This is a genomic window from Halorientalis pallida, from assembly GCF_049605515.1.
Classification (GTDB): Archaea; Halobacteriota; Halobacteria; order Halobacteriales; family Haloarculaceae; genus Halorientalis; species Halorientalis pallida_A.
In genome coordinates, this window is record NZ_CP187158.1 from 2,130,380 (window position 1) to 2,148,274 (window position 17,895).

16 protein-coding genes and 3 tRNA genes are annotated in these 17,895 nt (G+C 68.3%); 10 read left to right on the top strand and 9 right to left on the bottom strand.

Annotated features, from left to right (window positions below):
* The first annotated feature begins 455 nt into the window (after positions 1-455).
* Positions 456-1,298, top strand: a complete 843-nt coding sequence (locus tag ACOZ4N_RS12485) for an alpha/beta hydrolase (protein ID WP_424016703.1) — start codon at positions 456-458, stop codon at positions 1,296-1,298.
* 96 nt (positions 1,299-1,394) lie between these two features.
* A complete protein-coding gene (locus ACOZ4N_RS12490) occupies positions 1,395-2,123 on the top strand; it encodes a DUF726 domain-containing protein (protein WP_424016704.1) in 729 nt (242 codons plus the stop codon).
* A 37-nt stretch (positions 2,124-2,160) separates the two neighbouring features.
* Here the strand turns inward: ACOZ4N_RS12490 and ACOZ4N_RS12495 are convergent, their stop codons facing one another.
* The 3 genes from ACOZ4N_RS12495 to ACOZ4N_RS12505 all read right to left on the bottom strand — a co-directional run bounded on the left by ACOZ4N_RS12495 (position 2,161) and on the right by ACOZ4N_RS12505 (position 4,161).
* Positions 2,161-2,856 (bottom strand): DUF7260 family protein, encoded by a 696-nt coding sequence (locus ACOZ4N_RS12495; RefSeq protein WP_424016705.1) that lies wholly within the window; start codon positions 2,854-2,856, stop codon positions 2,161-2,163.
* 1 nt (position 2,857) lies between these two features.
* Positions 2,858-3,808: a metallophosphoesterase family protein gene (locus ACOZ4N_RS12500; protein ID WP_424016706.1), complete on the bottom strand. Its 951-nt coding sequence runs from the start codon at positions 3,806-3,808 to the stop codon at positions 2,858-2,860.
* Positions 3,809-4,088: 280 nt separating this feature from the next.
* A tRNA-Arg gene (locus tag ACOZ4N_RS12505) sits at positions 4,089-4,161 on the bottom strand.
* A gap of 149 nt (positions 4,162-4,310) precedes the next feature.
* Here ACOZ4N_RS12505 and ACOZ4N_RS12510 point away from each other — a divergent pair.
* The 5 genes from ACOZ4N_RS12510 to ACOZ4N_RS12530 all read left to right on the top strand — a co-directional run bounded on the left by ACOZ4N_RS12510 (position 4,311) and on the right by ACOZ4N_RS12530 (position 8,760).
* Positions 4,311-4,925 (top strand): DUF7504 family protein, encoded by a 615-nt coding sequence (locus ACOZ4N_RS12510; RefSeq protein WP_424016707.1) that lies wholly within the window; start codon positions 4,311-4,313, stop codon positions 4,923-4,925.
* A gap of 59 nt (positions 4,926-4,984) precedes the next feature.
* The gene (locus ACOZ4N_RS12515; protein WP_424016708.1) at positions 4,985-5,644 is read left to right on the top strand and encodes a hypothetical protein; all 660 of its coding nucleotides are present in this window, start codon (positions 4,985-4,987) and stop codon (positions 5,642-5,644) included.
* Between the two features lie 161 nt (positions 5,645-5,805).
* Positions 5,806-7,248, top strand: a complete 1,443-nt coding sequence (locus ACOZ4N_RS12520) for a single-stranded DNA binding protein (RefSeq protein WP_424016709.1) — start codon at positions 5,806-5,808, stop codon at positions 7,246-7,248.
* A 64-nt stretch (positions 7,249-7,312) separates the two neighbouring features.
* On the top strand, positions 7,313-7,753 hold the full coding sequence (locus tag ACOZ4N_RS12525; RefSeq protein WP_129067990.1) for a histone: 441 nt from the start codon (positions 7,313-7,315) through the stop codon (positions 7,751-7,753).
* Positions 7,750-8,760 carry a histone deacetylase family protein gene (locus ACOZ4N_RS12530; RefSeq protein ID WP_424016710.1) on the top strand — a complete coding sequence of 337 codons (1,011 nt, stop codon included), beginning with the start codon at positions 7,750-7,752 and terminating at the stop codon, positions 8,758-8,760. Before ACOZ4N_RS12525 ends, ACOZ4N_RS12530 begins: the two co-directional genes overlap by 4 nt.
* Here ACOZ4N_RS12530 and cca read toward each other — a convergent pair.
* Entirely contained in the window at positions 8,739-10,169 is a 1,431-nt protein-coding gene (gene cca, locus ACOZ4N_RS12535; RefSeq protein WP_424016711.1) for a CCA tRNA nucleotidyltransferase, read from the bottom strand. The genes ACOZ4N_RS12530 and cca overlap by 22 nt on opposite strands.
* Before the next feature lie 100 nt (positions 10,170-10,269).
* Here cca and ACOZ4N_RS12540 point away from each other — a divergent pair.
* The 3 genes from ACOZ4N_RS12540 (at position 10,270) to ACOZ4N_RS12550 (ending at position 11,679) form a co-directional block, all read left to right on the top strand.
* Positions 10,270-10,374, top strand: a tRNA-Asn gene (locus ACOZ4N_RS12540).
* Positions 10,375-10,750: 376 nt separating this feature from the next.
* Entirely contained in the window at positions 10,751-11,497 is a 747-nt protein-coding gene (locus ACOZ4N_RS12545; RefSeq protein WP_424016712.1) for a DUF6293 family protein, read from the top strand.
* A gap of 74 nt (positions 11,498-11,571) precedes the next feature.
* Positions 11,572-11,679 (top strand) — tRNA-Ile (locus ACOZ4N_RS12550).
* A 50-nt stretch (positions 11,680-11,729) separates the two neighbouring features.
* Here ACOZ4N_RS12550 and ACOZ4N_RS12555 read toward each other — a convergent pair.
* The 5 genes from ACOZ4N_RS12555 to ACOZ4N_RS12575 all read right to left on the bottom strand — a co-directional run bounded on the left by ACOZ4N_RS12555 (position 11,730) and on the right by ACOZ4N_RS12575 (position 17,886).
* Positions 11,730-12,431 carry a maleate cis-trans isomerase family protein gene (locus tag ACOZ4N_RS12555; RefSeq protein ID WP_424016713.1) on the bottom strand — a complete coding sequence of 234 codons (702 nt, stop codon included), beginning with the start codon at positions 12,429-12,431 and terminating at the stop codon, positions 11,730-11,732.
* Complete coding sequence (locus ACOZ4N_RS12560) at positions 12,428-14,023, bottom strand: hydantoinase B/oxoprolinase family protein (RefSeq protein ID WP_424016714.1); 1,596 nt, start codon at positions 14,021-14,023, stop codon at positions 12,428-12,430. Before ACOZ4N_RS12560 ends, ACOZ4N_RS12555 begins: the two co-directional genes overlap by 4 nt.
* The gene (locus ACOZ4N_RS12565; protein WP_424016715.1) at positions 14,020-16,023 is read right to left on the bottom strand and encodes a hydantoinase/oxoprolinase family protein; all 2,004 of its coding nucleotides are present in this window, start codon (positions 16,021-16,023) and stop codon (positions 14,020-14,022) included. Before ACOZ4N_RS12565 ends, ACOZ4N_RS12560 begins: the two co-directional genes overlap by 4 nt.
* Positions 16,024-17,232, bottom strand: coding sequence for an Nramp family divalent metal transporter (locus ACOZ4N_RS12570; protein WP_424016716.1), 1,209 nt, complete (start codon positions 17,230-17,232; stop codon positions 16,024-16,026).
* Positions 17,233-17,340: 108 nt separating this feature from the next.
* On the bottom strand, positions 17,341-17,886 hold the full coding sequence (locus ACOZ4N_RS12575) for a ribbon-helix-helix protein, CopG family (protein WP_424016717.1): 546 nt from the start codon (positions 17,884-17,886) through the stop codon (positions 17,341-17,343).
* Positions 17,887-17,895: the final 9 nt, after the last annotated feature.

The following is a 17,895-nucleotide window of genomic DNA, read 5'->3' on the forward strand; positions in this document are numbered from 1 at the left end:
CGGGAAAGAGTTTGGCCCGAAACACACATATAAATCTTTGTGAGGTTATGTTCGTCCTTTTATTAGTAATCCGCGCGACCAATAAAAATACAGTCGCATAGCATGCGGAACAAATATTCAGAGGTTGTCCGAGCAGTGGTCGTGGACCGGACCAACCGATCAGTATGGGAGAGATTCGGAGACGATCACCCTCGCCACGACCGCGGAGTGGTTCGCTTTTATAAAGCCGACGGTCTTCGGGGCCGTGTTTTTACCATGATCCACTGATAAGTCGACCGGACTCGTATAAAAACTGCCAGATATGAACGTGAAAATAATTAATCGAAAATAGTGGCTGGGGGCAGGTGATGTCTGACCATACAGACATTGAGAGGGGGAGCAGTTCGAAGATCAACAGACGATCGGTTCTCCGGGGAATCGCCGCAGGTGGCACGGCAGCGGTCGGTGTCGGTGCCATGAGCGGAACCGCGTCGGCGGCCGAGGAGCAGTGCGTCGGCGGTCTCAACCTCGTCGAGCCGGCCGAGGACTACCCGGTCGTCGTGCGGGATCCGGGCGTGCTCGGCATCGGTGCCGGCGGTCTGTCCGAATCAGGGGACATCCCACAGGGGGAAGACGAAGTCGTCGTCTACATCCACGGGTGGCTGGAGTTGCTGACTGGCGGTGCCAAGGCACAGGGCGCGACGGTGCAGCAGGCGCTCCGGAACGCCGGGTCCGACATCGCGACCCTGACGTACAACTACCCGAGCAGTAGCCCCAACTGGTGGGGCCAGAAGGGCGGCGCCGAGAAGTCCGGTCGCGAGTTCGCCTCGTGGCTCCGGGACTACCGCGAGCAGAACCCGGACACGGACGTGCGCCTGATCGTCCACTCGCTGGGTGCCCGCGCCGGCGCGGGCCTGCTGGACGAACTCGTCAACGTGATGGGCGAAGACCCGGTGCGGTCGCTGGAGATTCTCGGTGGTGCCATCTCCCGGAAGGCCGTCACCGTCGACGGCGAGTTCGGCGACGCGCTGGCCAACGGGGCCCAGGAGGTCAACAACTACTGGAGCAGTGCGGACAACATCCTCGACGAGATCTTCCAGATCGGCGAGTTCGGGACCGAAGCCGTCGGTGCGAAAGGCGCGCCCGAGGACGCCGAGACGCCTGACAACTACAACGACATCGAGGTCACCGGGATCGTCGACGGCCACTGCATCTACTACGACCCCAAAGAGGGGTGCATGGAGACGGTGGTCGAGAACTTCCCGGAGGGGTTCCAGGGCGGCGGTGACTCCGGCGGCTTCTTCGACGACTGGTTCTGACGCGGCATCCACGACCCCATTTTTGCGGCGATAGGGCTATACGTCGAGTCGTCCACGTTCCGTACGTCCGGTGACCGGACGGGACGGAGGACGAGGATGTCATGGCTACCGCTCGACGCGCTGTCGATGGGGCAGGCGGCACCGCGGGAGTTCCCGATGATACGCAACGGTGAGCTTCGCGGTTCCTTCCCGCCGGACCCCGAAGAACTCGTGGTGTACGTCCACGGCTGGCTCGAACGGATCGCCGGCGACGCGGCCGACCAGGCCAACGCTGTGGCCGGTGCCGTCGCGGCGCTGGACTACGACGCCACCGTCGTCGGGTTCAGTTATCCCGCGAACCTCCCGCTGTGGCACTCCAGCAAGGCCATCGCCACCCGGAAGGGCCGGGAACTCGCCGCCTGGGTGCAGGCCTTCGCCGCGGAGTGTCCCGACGCACCCGTCCGGATCGTCGCCCACTCGCTGGGCGCACGGCCCGCACTCTCCTGTCTCGACGAACTCCGGGACCACGACGCCAGCGTCCGGTCGCTCTCGCTGCTGGGCGCTGCCGTCGACTGTGACAGCGTCACCGACGACGGCCGGTGGGGCGAGGCGGTCCGTGCCGGGGCCGAGCAGGTCCACAACTACCACATGGCCGACGACACCACGCTGACCGTCCTCTACCGGTCGGCCGAGTTCGGCGACGAGGCCCTCGGCGTCGACGGTGCGTGCGGACCGACCCCCGACACCTACACCGACCACGACGTGGCCGAGCAGGTCACGAACCACTACACCTACCTCCAGAAGGACGGCGGCTGTCTCGGTCGCGTCGTCGGGGACTTCGTGTGAGGGCGGCTACCAGAGTCGTTCTCGCCCGGCGGCATCGTCAGTCGGCCCGCTCGGTGGCGCGGGGGAGCAGGTCGCGGACGGCGTCGATGACCGACAGCACCGGGTCCTCGTCGAGGTCGGCGTAGAAGTCGGGCGGGAGCGCCGGCGCGTCGGCATCCTCGCGGTTCGCCAGCGTCGCTCGCCGGCGGGCGGCGTGGCGGCGACAACGCCGGTCGAGCGAGGCGAGGCGGGCCTCGTCGTCGGCCGCCGCGTCGGCGCTCGATTCGACCGCGAGCAGGTCGCGAGCGACGGCTTCGGTCCGGTCCAGCGACGCCAGCTCGGCGTCGACAGCCCTGATCCGGTCGACGCGGCGCTCGTGAGCCGCGGTCGCGTCGTCGAGGACCGCCGCCTGCAGTCCGGGCGTGAGCCGGGCCGCCCAGCGCAGTTCGGCCCGGGTCGCCTCGGAGAGCAGGTCGTCGAATGCGGGGACCGACGCGTCCTCGTCGTCGATATGCGGGACCGTCATGACGGTCCCGTCGTAGGCGGCACGGAGCGCGGACGGCCCGCGTTCGGTTCGCGTCGTCACCGCCAGCACGGCGTCGGGCACGTCGACGGCTTCGGCGGTCGGCAGCGTCTCGACGCGGCGACAGAACCGGTCGAACGCGTCGCGTTCGTCGACGAGGCGACGGCGACGGACTTGGAGTCGGTCCCGGGCCGCGTCGAGAGGGTCGAGCGGGTGGGTCGTCCCCGGCATGTCACTGCCCCGAGGACGCCCGTTCACCGGTGGCGGCGGTGGTGTTGGACCGGTCGTCGACGAGCGGGAAGCGGTGTAACGCACCCTGATCGGCGCGATTGGCGACCCACTGGCCGTGGGCGTCGCCGTCGCTGGCGGCGGCGTACGCTTCCTCGAATCCGGTGCGGTCGGCCAGGGGAACCAGATCGACGGTCGTGCCGCTGGCGTCGATCCGGACGTGCAGGAACGCCTGTGGGAGCGAACAGGTCGCGGGCGCGGTCACCTCGCGAACGCCCGAGAGCGCACCGGTCCCGGGCCAGTGGCGAGCGCCCGAGACGACCAGTTCGACGCCGCCCGTGTCGAGGACGCGCGCGAGTTCCAGGTCGTTCTCGATGCGCGCGGTCGAGGGCGGGCCGTCGACGTCAGCGGGGGTCAGGGAGTGGTGACAGAGGACGACTGGCCGTTCGAGGCCGGGGAGGATGGATTCGAGCCAGTCCAGTTGTGTCGGGGAGACGGCGGGCGGGCCGTCACCGGCCGTCGCGGTGTCGATGCCGACGAGATCGATCCCGGCGACGCGCTCGACGAACGGGTAGCGACCGCCGGCGAAGCGGTCGGCGAAGGTCCCGACCGGCGGCGTTCGGTGGCCGTCCTCGGGCTGTGGCAGATCGTGTTCGCCCGGGACTGCCAGTGTCGGTGCGTTCGCCTCGTCGAGCAACGCCGCGGCTCGGTCGAACTCCTGCGGTGCCCCGTCCTTGGTCAGATCGCCCGCGATAGCGACCGCGTCCACGTCCAGCCGGTTGGCCTCCGTGAGAGCCGTCCTGAACCGCTCGACGGTGCGGTGGAAGACCTTCCAGGTCCCCGTCGCCCACGGCGTGACGTGCGGGTCCGCCATCACCGCGAGACGCGTCGGCCTCGCGGCCGTCGGCCCGTCGAACCGTGCCAGGGTCGGCCCCGGAGCGCTCCGGTAGAGCATCACCGTATCCTGAATTCCGACACCGGATAAACATATTGTAATTTTTATATTTTCGACTACGTTTGGCACTGAGCGGTCGGGAGCGGTATATAGACCGCAGCAGAACGTCCTGACGGAGTCCCCGCGAGCGAAGCGAGCGGGGGCCCGGCAGAGTGCGTCCGCACTCTGCCGGAGATTTGAACTCACTCACTTCGCTTCGCTCGTTCGCTGCTCAAATCTCGGGGGAGTTTTCAGCGGCACGGACGACTCACTAACGCTCGTCGTAGTGTGCCGCTGAAAACGTCCTGACGGAGATTTGAACTCCGGTCCCTGGCTCCGCAAGCCAAGAGGATAGTCCACTACCCTATCAGGACTCACTCATCCCTATCGGGGTTGCAGATAAAGGGGTTACGGTTCGACCGCCGTCCGGATAGTTGCGGGTCGCGTTCGCTCAGTTGCCGGAAGAAGGTGCATTTCTTGTCGAAATCCGCATTCTTATGCGAACGGGAGTCGGGACTGTGGTATGGCCAAACAGGTCGCGGGACGGGACGCGGCGTCGGTCGCGGAACGGCTGACCGACGCCTCGAACATCCTGGTGTTAGCGCCGTCGTTTCCGGACGGCGCGGGCGGCGTCTGTGTCGACCTGCTGGGTGGTGACGACCCGTCGGCGATGTCGGTACTCGGGGTGACCTACACACAGTCGCCGGGGCGCTGGGCCGCCGATTACGAGCGTGCGACCGGCGCGCCACCGGCCGACGGGACGGTCGTCAGCGTCGGTGACTGGGGTGCCGAGGTCGAAACTGGGACGAGTGAGTGGACGCTGGAGGCCGTCGACCACGCCGGTGATCTGACCGCGCTGGGTGTCACGCTCAGTGAGTATCTCACGCCCGACGCACAGTCGAGACGCCAGCGACTCTGTTTCGACTCGCTGACGGCCCTCCTGCAGTTCGTCGAGTTGAAACGGGCGTTCCAGTTCCTCCACGTGGTGACCGGGCGCGTGAGTTCCGCCGGTGCCGTCGGGCACTACCACCTCGATCCCGAGGCCCACGACGAGCAGACGCTGGCGACGATCCGCGGGCTGTTCGACGCCGTCGTCGAGGTCGACGAGACCGGCGAGTGGACGATCAGCAGCCGGTGACACAAAGACGCGTTTGAGTCACCGGAATTACCTTTTTTACAGGGGGTGACGGGACAGGTATGCAACGACGCAGATTTCTCGCAGCGACCGCAGCCGCAACCGCACTCGGTCTCGCCGGCTGTACGCAGGAACCCGGCGATCGCGACGGGAGCGGCGACACGAAGACGAGTCCCGGCGACGGCGGCCCCGGGAGCCAGCCCGAGGGGACGGACGGCGTGACCGAGAGCGATACACCCGAAGCGGAGACGCCCGAGACCGACACGCCGGACCCCGAGGGCGAGGGTACCAGCGGTGTGAGCGATCAGGCCTGGGGGAGTGGCGGCCGCATGGACGGTGTCCCGTACTCCTTTAGCTCGCAGAGTCCGGAGACCGGCGAGGAGCGCGACGTGACCGACATCCGGTTCGACACCGAGGCCGGCGAGGTGGTCGTCGACGGGACGATCAGCGGGAGCGACGGGTGCAAGCGGGCCACCCTCGGATCGCTCGACTACGACGAGTCGGCGGGGAAACTCACGGTCGGCGTGGAGACCACGCAGATCGAGGACTGTGAGGCCGGGACGATGGCGCTCGTCGGCATCGACTACGAGGGGACCTTCGAGTTCGACGGCGAACTCCCGTCGGAGGTGACGGTCACGCACGACGGCCAGGGCGTCGCGAGTGCGGCCCACAGCAGTTCGAGCGCGTCGGCCACGGCCCGGCCGACCACCACGTCGGAGTAACCACGCGACGCCCGACGTAGATTTAAGTCCGAGAGCGAGGCAGGTCCCGGTATGAACGGCGACGCGGCGACGGGACCACGGCGGAAACCGCCGGACTGCGAGCGGGTGGGACGGCGACGGCAACGCTTAAACGGAGTCCAGCCCTGCACTGGGACAGACAGATGGGCGCGATAGAGGATATCTACGCGGATCTGGAGACCGACGAGGTCTCCGAGGAGGAGTTCCGGGAGGCCGTCGAGCAGAAGATCGAGCAGATGGGGGGCCTCGCGGACGAGGAGACCGCGGCCATGCTGATCGCCCACGAACTCAAAGACGGGGAGGTCAACGGGATCGCGGACATCGAACCCGGGATGGACGAGGTGAAGTTCATCGCGAAGGTGATGGCCGTCGGCGACCTCCGGACCTTCGAGCGCGACGGCGAGGACGAGGACGGCCGCGTCATCAACGTCGAGGTCGCCGACGAGACCGGCTCGGTCACCCTCTCCTTCTGGGACGAGCAGGCCGTCTCCATCGACGAGGGCCAACTCGACGTGGGCGACGTACTCCGGATCAAGGGCCGACCGAAGGACGGCTACAACGGCCTCGAAGTGAGCGTCGACAAGGCCGAACCCGACGAGGACGAGGAGATCGACGTGCAACCGGGCGGGACGACGAGCATCGAGGGGCTGACGCTGGGCCAGTCCGACGTGAACGTTCGCGGCCTCGTCCTCGATACGGAGTCGGTCCGCACCTTCGACCGCGACGACGGCTCCGAGGGCCGGGTCGCGAACCTCTCACTGGGCGACGAGACCGGCCGCGTCCGCGTGACGCTGTGGGACGAGCGTGCCGACCGCGCCGAGGAGCTGTCGGCGGGGACGGCCGTGGAAGTGGTCGACGGCTACGTCCGCGAGCGCGACGGCGACCTCGAACTCCACGTCGGGGATCGCGGTGCGGTCGAGGCAGTCGAGGAGACCGTCGAGTTCACGCCCGAGACCGCACCCATCGACGGGATCGAGATCGGCCAGACGGTCGACATCGGCGGCGTGATCCGGTCGGCCGATCCCAAGCGCACCTTCGACCGCGACGACGGGTCGGAGGGCCAGGTTCGCAACGTCCGCGTTCAGGACGAGACCGGCGACATCCGCGTGGCGCTGTGGGGCGACAAGGCCGACAAGGAGATCCAGCCGGGCGACGAGGTGTTCTTCGCGGACGTGGAGATCGACGACGGCTGGCAGGACGACCTCGAAGCCTCCGCGAACTGGCGGTCGACGGTCGTCGTCCTCGAAGACGGGGCGACGACCCAGCCAGCGGGCGATGCCGGGGCCGAACAGGACGCCGCCGAGACGGGACTGGACGCCTTCGCCGACGGGGAGCCGGCCGAGAGTGACGGTGGGACGGCGACGGCCGCAGTCGAAAGCGGGGCGGCGGCGAGCGACGACGCCAGCGAGGACGGCGACGTCGTCGAGTTCACGGGAACGGTCGTCCAGACGGGCGAGCCGGTCGTGCTGGACGACGGCGAGGAGACGATGAGCGTCGAGACGGGCGCGACGCTCCAGCTCGGCCAGGAAGTGACGGCGCGTGGTCGCCTGTCTGACGGGCGGCTGGACGCCGACGACGTATTCTAGCGGCTGAGCGGGCGCGAACTGACTCACGGAAAGCCTTAAGACCGCGACAGTCCCGGTATGGCGTATGAGCGTCGAGCTCCCGTTCGCGCCGGTCGACACGGTCATTCGACGGAACGCAGGGACGCTTCGGGTCAGCGCCGAGGCGGCCGAGGAACTGGCGCGGCGGATCCAGCGGCGGGGCGCACGCCTCGCCGTCGACGCCGCCGAGCGGGCGACCGCCGACGGGCGAAAGACGCTGATGGCGTCGGATTTCGGCGTCTCGTCGGTCCCGGACAAGGACACGCTCGAACTCCCCATCGCACCGGTCGACCGGATCGCACGGCTCGACATCGACGACTCTTACCGGGTGTCGATGGACGCCCGGATCGCGCTGGCCGACCAGCTGGAGTCGTTCGCCGACGACGTGGCCGCCGCCGCGACCGAACTGGCCCGCCACGCCGAACGCCGAACCGTCAAGGCCGAGGACGTGGAAGCGTACTTCGAACTCGCCCAGTACTTCGGATGAACTTCGGCTACCACGAGGATTGCCTCGATCACCAGACCGGCTACCGCCACCCGGAGAGCCCCGACCGCCTCCGGGCGATTCGCCGGTCGCTCTCGCGCAAGCACGGCGTGGAGTACGTCGCCGCCGACCCCGCACCGGAGTCGGCCGTCACCGCCGTCCACGACGCCGGCTACGTCAGCGCCATCAAGGAGTTCTGCGAGGAGGGCGGTGGCGACTGGGACGACGACACCGTCGCCGTCGAGGCGACCTGGGACGCCGCCCTGGCCGCGGCCGGGCAGGCCATGTGGGCCGCCGAACGAGCCCTGGCCGGCGACGACGGACGCGACACGCCCTTCGCGCTCGGCCGACCGCCGGGCCACCACGCCGTCGAGGCCGACGCAATGGGTTTCTGTTTCGTCAACAACGCCGCCGTCGCCGCGCGGGCGGCCATCGACGACGGCGACGCCGACCGCGTCGCCATCCTCGACTGGGACGTTCACCACGGCAACGGCATCCACGACATCTTCTACGACACCGGCGACGTGTACTACGCCTCCATCCACGAGGACGGCCTCTACCCCGGCAGTGGCGACATCGACGAGACCGGCGAGGGCGAAGGGGAGGGGACGACGCTGAACGTCCCGCTCCTGCCGGGGTGTGGCGACGCCGACTACTGCGCCGCCATCGACGACTTCGTCGGCCCGGAGTTCGTCGCCTTCGACCCGGACCTGATCCTCGTCAGCGCCGGCTTCGACGCCCACCGCCACGACCCCATCTCCCGGATGCGCGTCTCGACGGAGGGGTACGGCGCCATGACGACCCGGATGCGAGACGTTGCCGACGAGGCCGACGCCGGCCTCGGGTTCGTGCTGGAGGGTGGCTACGGGCTCGACACGCTCGCCGAAAGCGTCACGATGGTCCACGAGGTGTTCGACGGCCGCGAACCGGTCGAACCCGACGAGGAGGTCAAAGACCGCGCGACGAAGGTGTTCGCCGACCTGCGCGATCAGGGCTTCGGCGAGAAGTAGCGAGCGAGTTCGACGCCGAAATCGTCGGCGAGCGCCGCGACATCGTCACCGACCAGCACCGCGTAGTCGGCTTCGAGCGCGCTCTCGACGTGAGCCCCGAGCGCGACCTCGAACAGAGCGTCGCTCGCCAGGAAGTCCCGAGCGGTCGTGAACTCGCGTGCCCGCTCGACGACGTAGCGGTCGTCGGCGACGAAGGGGCCGTAGGGCGGGCTCGTGGGGGCCGACGAGTCCTCTCCGGCCTGGGCGTACTTCTCGTAGAAGCCGCGAGCGTGGTCGCGGACGTGGACCGGCGGGCCGTCGTGGCGTTCGACCGCCGGGCGGTCGGCGACGGCCAGTTCCAGGAAGACGACGGCCCGGTCGTCGGCGAACGACTCGCTCCGGAACACGTCGAACCCGCGGCGGTCGAGTTCGGCGACGATGCCCTGTCGGGATTTCCGGAGCTGGGGCCACAGCTGATCGTCCACGAGATCGGGGGCGTCGAACGTGACCGCGACCGGCGTCGTCCCGCGGGCCGCAATGGCCTCGCGAACGGCCGCGGCGTCGAGCGGGTCGGGCTCGTCGGGCTCGAAGCGGTCCTCGCGGGGGTCGGCCAGGAGGTCGCGGGCGTAGTGCTGGAGGCGGGCGACGTTCGCGGCCGAGAGCGCCGCGGCGACGTTGCGCTCGGGGTCGGTGGGGTCGATGACGACCAGCGGGTCGTCGAAAGCGAGGTCGGCAGTGCCGACCTCGTCGTTCCGAGACGGCGAAGCCGTCTCGCGCTCGGCGGCGTGGTCCTCGGGGTCGAGTTCGACCGGCGGGTGCCAGTCGGCGGCCGCGTCGAGGAACGGGCGGAAGCCACCGTATTCGAGGACGAGCAGTTCGGTCAGGAACCCGGAGAACCCGCGGGTCTTCAGGTCCGCGCCGTAGACGCCGATCCCCTTCAGGAAGGCCTTGGCGACGCGCACGTCGGCGGCGATGTCGTCGTCCAGGCGCTCGTCGAGGTAGGCGGTGTGGAAGGGCGTACGGTCGACGGCCGACTGGATGGCGGTGGCGTCGGCCACGTCGTAGCAGGGCACCAGGTCGACGGAGAAGCCCTCGAATTCGCCGACGGTGTAGGGGTGTTCGGCGTACTCCTCGCGGCCGTCGGGGAGGACCTCGCGGCCGACCCGGAGGCCGTACGCTTCGAGGTCCTCGCGGTCGAGGTCGGCGGGGAAGCGGACGAACAGGTCCACGTCGCGGTCGCCGGCCAGCCAGGTGCCCCGGGCGGTGGAGCCGACCAGCACCACGTCGGTCTCGACGGGCAGGTCGGCGGCGGCGGCCTCGGTGCGCTGGGTGAGCCGCTCGATGACCGTCCGGAGGCGCTCGCGTTCCTCGTCGTCGGGCGTGACGCGGTCGCGGATGGCCGCGACGACGGCGTCGAACTCCTCGGTCATGGAGAGCCGTATCCGACGACCCCGTGAAAGCGTGTCGATGCCGCCCGAAAGCGAAAGCCCTATCAAATAACTCCGGCTACTCAGGAATGCCTGCGAACGTGCCGCCGTAGCTCAGCTGGTAGAGCACCTCGCTGTTACGGTGAGGAGGTCACGCCTGTTCACCGCAGAGACGAGGTTGTCCCAGGTTCGAACCCTGGCGGTGGCGCTTCTCCTTCGATTCAGTCCCCGAGCGGCCGCTATTCTCTGTCCTGCAGGGACGAGCGTGAGCGGGTGGTGCGTCGAGCGCGCGGCGGTCGACCCGCCGCAGGCCACCCAGACCAGCACGCCGAATCGTGGAGGGAGGGCAGTGAGCCGGCGATGCCGGGTCGCCCGACACCCCCGACCCACCCACGTCAGCGGCGGGCGGCTGTGCATGCCGTCGCTGTGTCAGAGTCACCCGGCATGCACACACAGCTACCCCCGGTCGGGTATTAGCTACTGGCCGGCTACTATTCGTACAATAGATAGTATCGGTACTCTCATTACTTTCTGTACAAACGACACGAACGACCGACGGTTCACCGCCGGCGGTCGGTGAGTCCATGCGCGAGATACGGGAGATCCACATCGCCCCGCTGGGGTACGAACACGACCGGATTCTGGAACCGATCCGGACCTACGACGCCGACGAGGTGTACCTGCTGGCCGCTGAGAACGCCGGCGACCACGCACAGTACCACGACGAGCTCGTGGAGCAGTTGGAGGACGAGGGCGTCGGCGTGACCCGACGGCCGGTCGACCTGCAGGACGTGTACGCGGTCCTGGGAATCGTCACGACCATCACCGCCGAACACGACGACGACATCGTCCGCGTCAACGTCGCCAGCGGGGCGAAACTCGCCGACATCGGCTGTGCCATCGCCTGCATGGCGACCGACGCCACAGCCTACTACGTCCACCCCGAGTCACACGTCCCACCCCTGGAACGTGAACCCCTGACCGAAGGCGTCGCCGACGTGGAAGTGCTGCCCTCCTACCCCGTCGAGACACCGACGACCGACCAGGTCGCTATCCTCGATTACGTCCAGCGAGCCACGACCGAGGCCTACACGCCCAAGAAATCCGACCTCATCGAGTTCGCCGAGGACGAGGCGTTGTCCTACATGGCCGATGCCGACCCCGCCAACGACAAGGCCAAGTTCGCCCTGTTGAACACCCACATCGTCGAACCGCTGGTCGAGCGGGCGTACATTCGGGTGGAATCGGTCGGCCGCCAGAAACAGATCACGCTCACCGACACTGGCGAGAACGCGCTGAAAGCCTTCCGCCACAAGCTCAGCCAGCGGTGAACGGGTGGGATTTCGCCTTGCTACCGCTGTAATCCCGACAGGCTAAAGACGAGTCACGCAGAACGGCCGGACACGGGCCCTTAGCTTAGTCTGGTTAGAGCACCCGGCTCATACCAATCACTGACAGCGGTCAGGGATTGTGGGTAACCGGGCGGTCGGTGGTTCGAATCCGCCAGGGCCCATCAGCTGACCACCCTTTTCCTGGTCGAGAGAAATTGTCGTACCCGGCCACTCAGACCGCGCTGAGAGCCGTGTCGATGGCTGGCGTGAAGCCCAGCCGGTCGGCGAGGTCCCACATCGTCGCGGCGTTACTCGATATCACGGGAACGTCGAGCGTGTCCTCCAGGTCGCCCAGGACCGGGACGGACCGATAGTTCGTACAGGAGACGAAGACGGCGTCCACAGGGATATCGTCGGGAACGGCCGACCGGACCTGCTGGTTCGCGTCCGCGGCGGTCAACTCGCCGATCTCGGTGTTGTCGACGATCCCCCGGCCGTCGAGGGTGGCGACCTCGAACCCGGCGTCGACCAGGTATTCCCGCTCCAGGTCGTTCAGTTCGGTGGCGTATGGCGTGACGACGGCGACCGTCTCGGCGTCGAGCGCGTCGAGTGCGCGTTGCACCGACAGGGCCGTCGCGACGGCCGGCGCGCCGGCCGCGTCGGACAGCCGCGCTTCGAGTTCCGCGTCGAAGCCGGGGCCGTGCAGGAGACTGCCCGTCGTACACGCGTAGGCGATGCCGTCGACGGCGGCGTGTGAGAGGAGTGTCGCGGCGCGTTCGGCACCGTCTGCCATCTCGTCGAGGGCGTCGGCGGTCACGTCCTCCAGCGGCATCCGGGCGGCGTGAACGGTCGTCGCCTCGGGTGCCATCGCCCGGAACTCCGGTTCGGCCGTGGTGTTCGAGGAGGGAACGACGAGGCCGAGACGCGCGGTCATTCGGTCACCTTCTCGTCACGGCGGTCGGCCTCCCGTGCCTCGTCGGCCCGGTCGGCCGGGTCGCCGTGGCCGCCGCCGCCGGGCGTGCGGATCGTCACGGTCGCGCCGGCGCTCACGTCGACGGAGGCCTTCGACGGGACCGACTCACCGTCGACGAGGTTCTCGCCCATCGCGCCGTCCGCGCCGCCGTCAACGCCGGCGGGCGCGGTGCGGCGGCGTTCGGTGAGCAGGGAGACGGTCGCGTCGGTCTCGACCGTGACCGAGCGTTCGAGTCCGAGCCCGCCCCGGTGTTCGCCGTCGCCGCCGCTGTCCGGGCGGAGGGCGTAGGTCTCGACGCGGAGCGGGTACTCGCTCTCCATCGACTCGACCGGGGTGTTCAGGGTGTTCGTCATCCCGACCTGTACGCCGTCCATGCCGTCCTTGTCGGGACGGGCACCGAAGCCGCCCGCGATGGTCTCGTAGTAGGTGAACTCGCCCTCGCGGTCGCCGATGATGAGGTTGTTCATCGTCCCCTGCCCGCCGGCCGGGACGCGTTCGGGGATCGCCTCGGCCAGCGCCGCGAGGGTCACGTCGGTCACGCGCTGGCTCGTCTCGACGTTCCCGCCGACAACTGCGGCCGGGGGCCGGGGGTTGAGGACCGTGCCCTCGGGCGCGGCGACGCTGACCGGTTCGTAACAGCCGTGGTTCGACGGGATCTCCGGGTCGGTGACCGCCCGGACGACGAAGTAGACCGCGCTCTTGGCCACGGACAGCGGCGCGTTGAGATTGCCGGCCACCTGCGGAGCGGTGCCCGCGAAGTCGACCGCGATCCGGTCGCCGTCGACGGTGACCGTCACCTCGATCGGGATGTCGTCGTCGGTCACGCCGTCGCCTTCGAGGATGTCCTGGGCGTGGTACTCGCCGTCGGGGAGGTCGGCGATCTCGGACTCGATACGGGCCCGCGAGTAGTCGACGACGGCGTCGAACGCGTCGAGCAACAGCGAGCCGTGGTCGTCGAGCAGTTCGCCGATCCGCTCCTCGGCCCGCTCGTTGGCGGCCCGCTGGGCCCGCAGATCCGCGCGGCGCTCGTCGGGCGTCCGGACGTTGGCCAGCAACACGTCCAGCACCGCCTCGTTCAGGTCGCCGCCGTCGACGAGGCGGACGGCGGGGAGGCGGAGCCCTTCTTCGTAGATCTCCTGGGCACCCGGCGGCATGCTGCCGGGCGCGCTCCCGCCCACGTCGGCGTGGTGGGCCCGCGAGACCGCGAACCCGATCACCTCGTCCTCGGGTGCGATGGTCGAGACGAGCGTGATGTCGGGGAGGTGGGTCCCGCCCGCGAAGGGGTCGTTGACGATGAACACGTCGCCCGGTTTCGGGTCGTCGTCGATGATCGCGTCGACGGCGTCGGGCATCGCGCCGAGGTGGACCGGGATGTGTTCGGCCTGTGCGATCATCTTTCCGTCGGCGTCGAACAGCGCGGTCGAGCAGTCCTGTCGCTCCTTGATGTTGGGCGAGTACGAGCCGGTGATGAGAACGTGTCCCATCTCCTCGGCGATGCTTTCGAGCTGATTTCGCAGGATTTCGAGGGTTACGGGGTCGATATCGTCGGTCATGGTTCGGTCACCTCGGAGACGAGGGCGCCGTCGTCACGCACCCGCACGTCCCAGGCGGGGGGAACGACGACCGTACTCTCGTCCTGTTCGATGATCGCCGGGCCGCCCAGTGTTCGGCCCGGCTGGAGGCGCTCGCGGGCGTACACCGGCGTCTCGTACACGCCGTCCTCGAAGGTCGCGTCCCGGGCCCCCTTGAGCGGGTCGCCGGTCGCGTCGTAGTCGATGGTCGGTACGTCGCGGTCGACCGTCGCCGTCACGCGGCAGTTGACCAGCTGGACCGGTTCGTCCATCCGGTAGCCGTACGCGACCTCGTGTGCCGCCTCGAACCGGGTTCTGGCGTCCGCCGGGTCGAAGGAGTCGCCGACCTCGACGGTGAGTTCGAAGCTCTGTCCGGCGTACCGCAGATCGGCCGAGTAGGTCACGGTCGCCCGCTCCGGGTCGGTTATCTCGGCCAGCGCCTCGTCGGCCAGCTCGTCGTAGATGCTGTCGACGGCGTCCGGGTCGACGGATTCGAGCGGGCGCTGGTAGGTCCGGACCGCGTCCTGTTTCTCGTCGGCGGCAAGCAGGCCGTACGCCGAGAGGACGCCCGATGCGCGGGGGATGACCACCCGCTCCATGTCGAGATTGCTCGCGATCGAGACGGCGTGCATCGGCCCGGCACCGCCGAAGGCGACGAGGCCGAACTTCCGGGGGTCGAAGCCGCGTTCGACCGTGACCGACCGGATCGCACGCGTCATGTTCGCGTTGGCGACCCGGTAGACGCCCCGGGCCGCTTCGACCGGGCCGTCCATCCCGGCCTGCTCTGCGAGGTCGGCCATCGCGTCGTGGGCCGCCTCCTCGTCGAGGGAAAGTTCCCCGCCGAGACTGGTACTCGATCCGATGTAGCCCAGCACGAGATTGGCGTCCGTGACGGTCGGTTCCGTCCCGCCGCGACCGTAACAGGCCGGGCCCGGCTCAGCGCCGGCCGACCGGGGGCCGATGCGGAGCGCACCGCCCGAGTCGACCCACGCGATGGAGCCACCGCCAGCACCGACCGTCTCGATGTCGACCAGCGGCGTCTTGATCGGGCGGTCGTTGATCTCGCCGTCGGTCGTGCGCTCGACCTCGCCGTCGCGGACGAGGCTCACGTCGCTGGAGGTCCCGCCCATGTCGAACGTGACGAGTCGTGCGCTGTCGTCGTCTTCGGCAGTCGCCATCTCGTTCGCGCCGACGACGCCCGCGGCCGGACCCGACAGCGCCGTCAGGACGGCGTTGTGCCGGACCGTCTCGGCGTCGGTGATGCCGCCGTTTGCCTGCATGATTCGAGGTTCGGGCAGGCCGGCGTCGGTGGCCCGCTCCGAGAGGTGGCCGACGTACCGGTCGATGGCGGGCCGCAGGTACGCGTCCACGACGGTCGTCGAAGTCCGCTCGTACTCCCGGAACTCCGCCAGCACCTCGTGGGAGGCCGAGACGGGCACGTCCAGTTCCTCGCGGAGGACGCGGGCGACCGTCCGCTCGTTCTCGGGGTGGGCGTAGGCGTGCAACAGCGACACGGCGACGGCCTCGGCGTCGCTCTCCCGGATCGCGTCCGCGACCGCCCGGACCTCGGCCGCGTCGACCGGCCGTTCGACGCCCTCGGTCGTCGTTCGCTCGTCGATCTCGTACCGTCGACGGCGGGGCACGAGCGGCGCGGGTTTCTCCGCGTCGAGATCGTACAGGTCGGGGCGGTCCTGCCGGCCGATCTCCAGCACGTCCCGGAACCCTTCGGTCGTCACGAGCGCGGTTCTGGCTCCCGATTCTTCGAGGAGGGCGTTCAGCGAGACGGTCATGGCGTGGGAGAAGCCCTCGATCTCTCCCGGGTCGATCCCGGCGTCGGCACAGGCCTTCTCGATGCCGGCCATGACGCCGTCGCTCTGATCGTCCGTACTCGGGACCTTGGCCGTGACGAGGTCGCCGTCGACCAGCAGAGTCACGTCGGTGAACGTGCCCCCCACGTCGACGCCGACGACGCGGTCGCTCATCTACAACACCCCGGCGACACTCAACAGCGTTCGAAGGCCGAGCCAGACGACGATGATAGTCACGACGGCCCCGAGCGCGTTCGCGACCGGGCCGTTCGTGTACTCCCCGAGGAGGTCGGTCTCGTTCATCGCGTAGATGAGGAAGATCGCGACGATGGGGAGCAGGATACCGTTGACGACCTGCGCGAAGACGATGATCTGGACCGGACTCCCGCCGAGCAGGACCGACCCGACGCCGACCGCCAGGATCGTCCCCCAGACCGCGCGGAACTTCGGACTCTTGAGGTCGGAATCCCAGCCGAGGGCACCCGTCGTCGCCCACGCGCCGGCCAGCGGCGCGGTCGTCGCGCTGGTGAAGCCGGCGGCGAACAGCCCGATGCTGAAGAAGATCTTCGCGTAGGGCCCCGCCAGCGGTTCGAGTTGCTGGGCCATCTGGCCGACGTCGCTGATCTCGGTGCCCAGCGGGAACGCGGCCGCCGCGGTGACCATGATCGTGATCGTGATGAACCCCCCGACGGCGATCGAGAGGATCGTGTCCGTCCGTGACTCGGAGATATCCGCGGGCCCGGACCACCGCTCCTGAACGTTGCTCGCGTGCAGGAAGAGGTTGTAGCCGACGATGGTGGTCCCGATCAACCCGGTGATGAGGTAGAGTGAGCCGTCCGGAATCCCGGGGACGAAGCCGACGGCGATGGCCCCCAGATCCGGGCCGATCAGGACCGCCGAGGCGACGAAGGAGAGCGCCATGACGATCACGAGGCCGACCAGCGCCCGCTCGATCAGTTTGTACTTGCCGGTGAACAGCAGGGCCCCGGCGACCAGCCCCATCACGACGCCCCAGACCGTCGAACTCACGCCGGTGATCGTCGCCAGTCCGGCGGCCCCGCCCAGGATGTTCCCGGCCTCGTAGGCCGCGGTCCCGATGCCGATGGCACCGACGACGAGGAAGATGCTGACGTACTCGACGAGCGGGTTGTCGAAGCGGTTCCGGAGCGCCTCGCCGAGCCCCTCGCCCGAGACCAGCCCGAGCCGGGCCGACATCTCCTGCAGGACGATCGTCGCGACGATCGAGAACGCGATCGTCCACAGTAGCGCGTAGCCGAGCCGGGCACCAGTCACACTCGCCGTCGTTACCGTCCCCGGACCGATGAACGCCGCCGCAACCATCGCACCGGGACCGATCGCTTTGAGCCGTTGGATAACGTTCATGATTCTGTATTGTGAGCTGTTATCACGATACTACCAGCAGGAGAAAAGGGTTGTTGAGAGAACTGTGCATTCAGCGCATCAGACGTATGAAATCGTGAGAAGACGCCCTCACCGCTCACACTCTCTCAGTAACACTTTCGAGACGCTCTCCTCGATCTCGACCTCGAAGGGGAGGTCACCGATGCTCCCCTGAATGAACCGCACCATGAACCAGCGGACCGACTCCGAGGGAAACACGACCTGATAACTGTTCCCCTCGGTCTGACGGACCGTCAGAAAGCCACAGAAGGAGAGCCATTCGAGGATCTCCCCAAGCGAATCGAACCGCTGTGCGTACTCCTGAGTGTGATACTCGGCGACGCGGTCGACGGTCTCGAGGAACTCCGGGTCCGGTCCGTCCTCGCCCTCGACGTTGTCGAGGAAGGCGTGCAACAGATCCACGTCGAGCAACACGTGTTCGCCCGTCGTCAGCATCCGGTAGTACGTCTGGAGGTCGTCGCTGTCGCTCGCCCGTGCCGACTCGAAGTTGGCGGCGTAGAACGAGATCGCCTCACGGATGATCTCGCTTCTGTTCTCGTCGGTTCGTTCGGTGAGCTGTTCGAGCGACGACTGTGCGTCGTCCGTGAGAGAGACAGTGACACGATCGCCGGGCATGCTGGTACT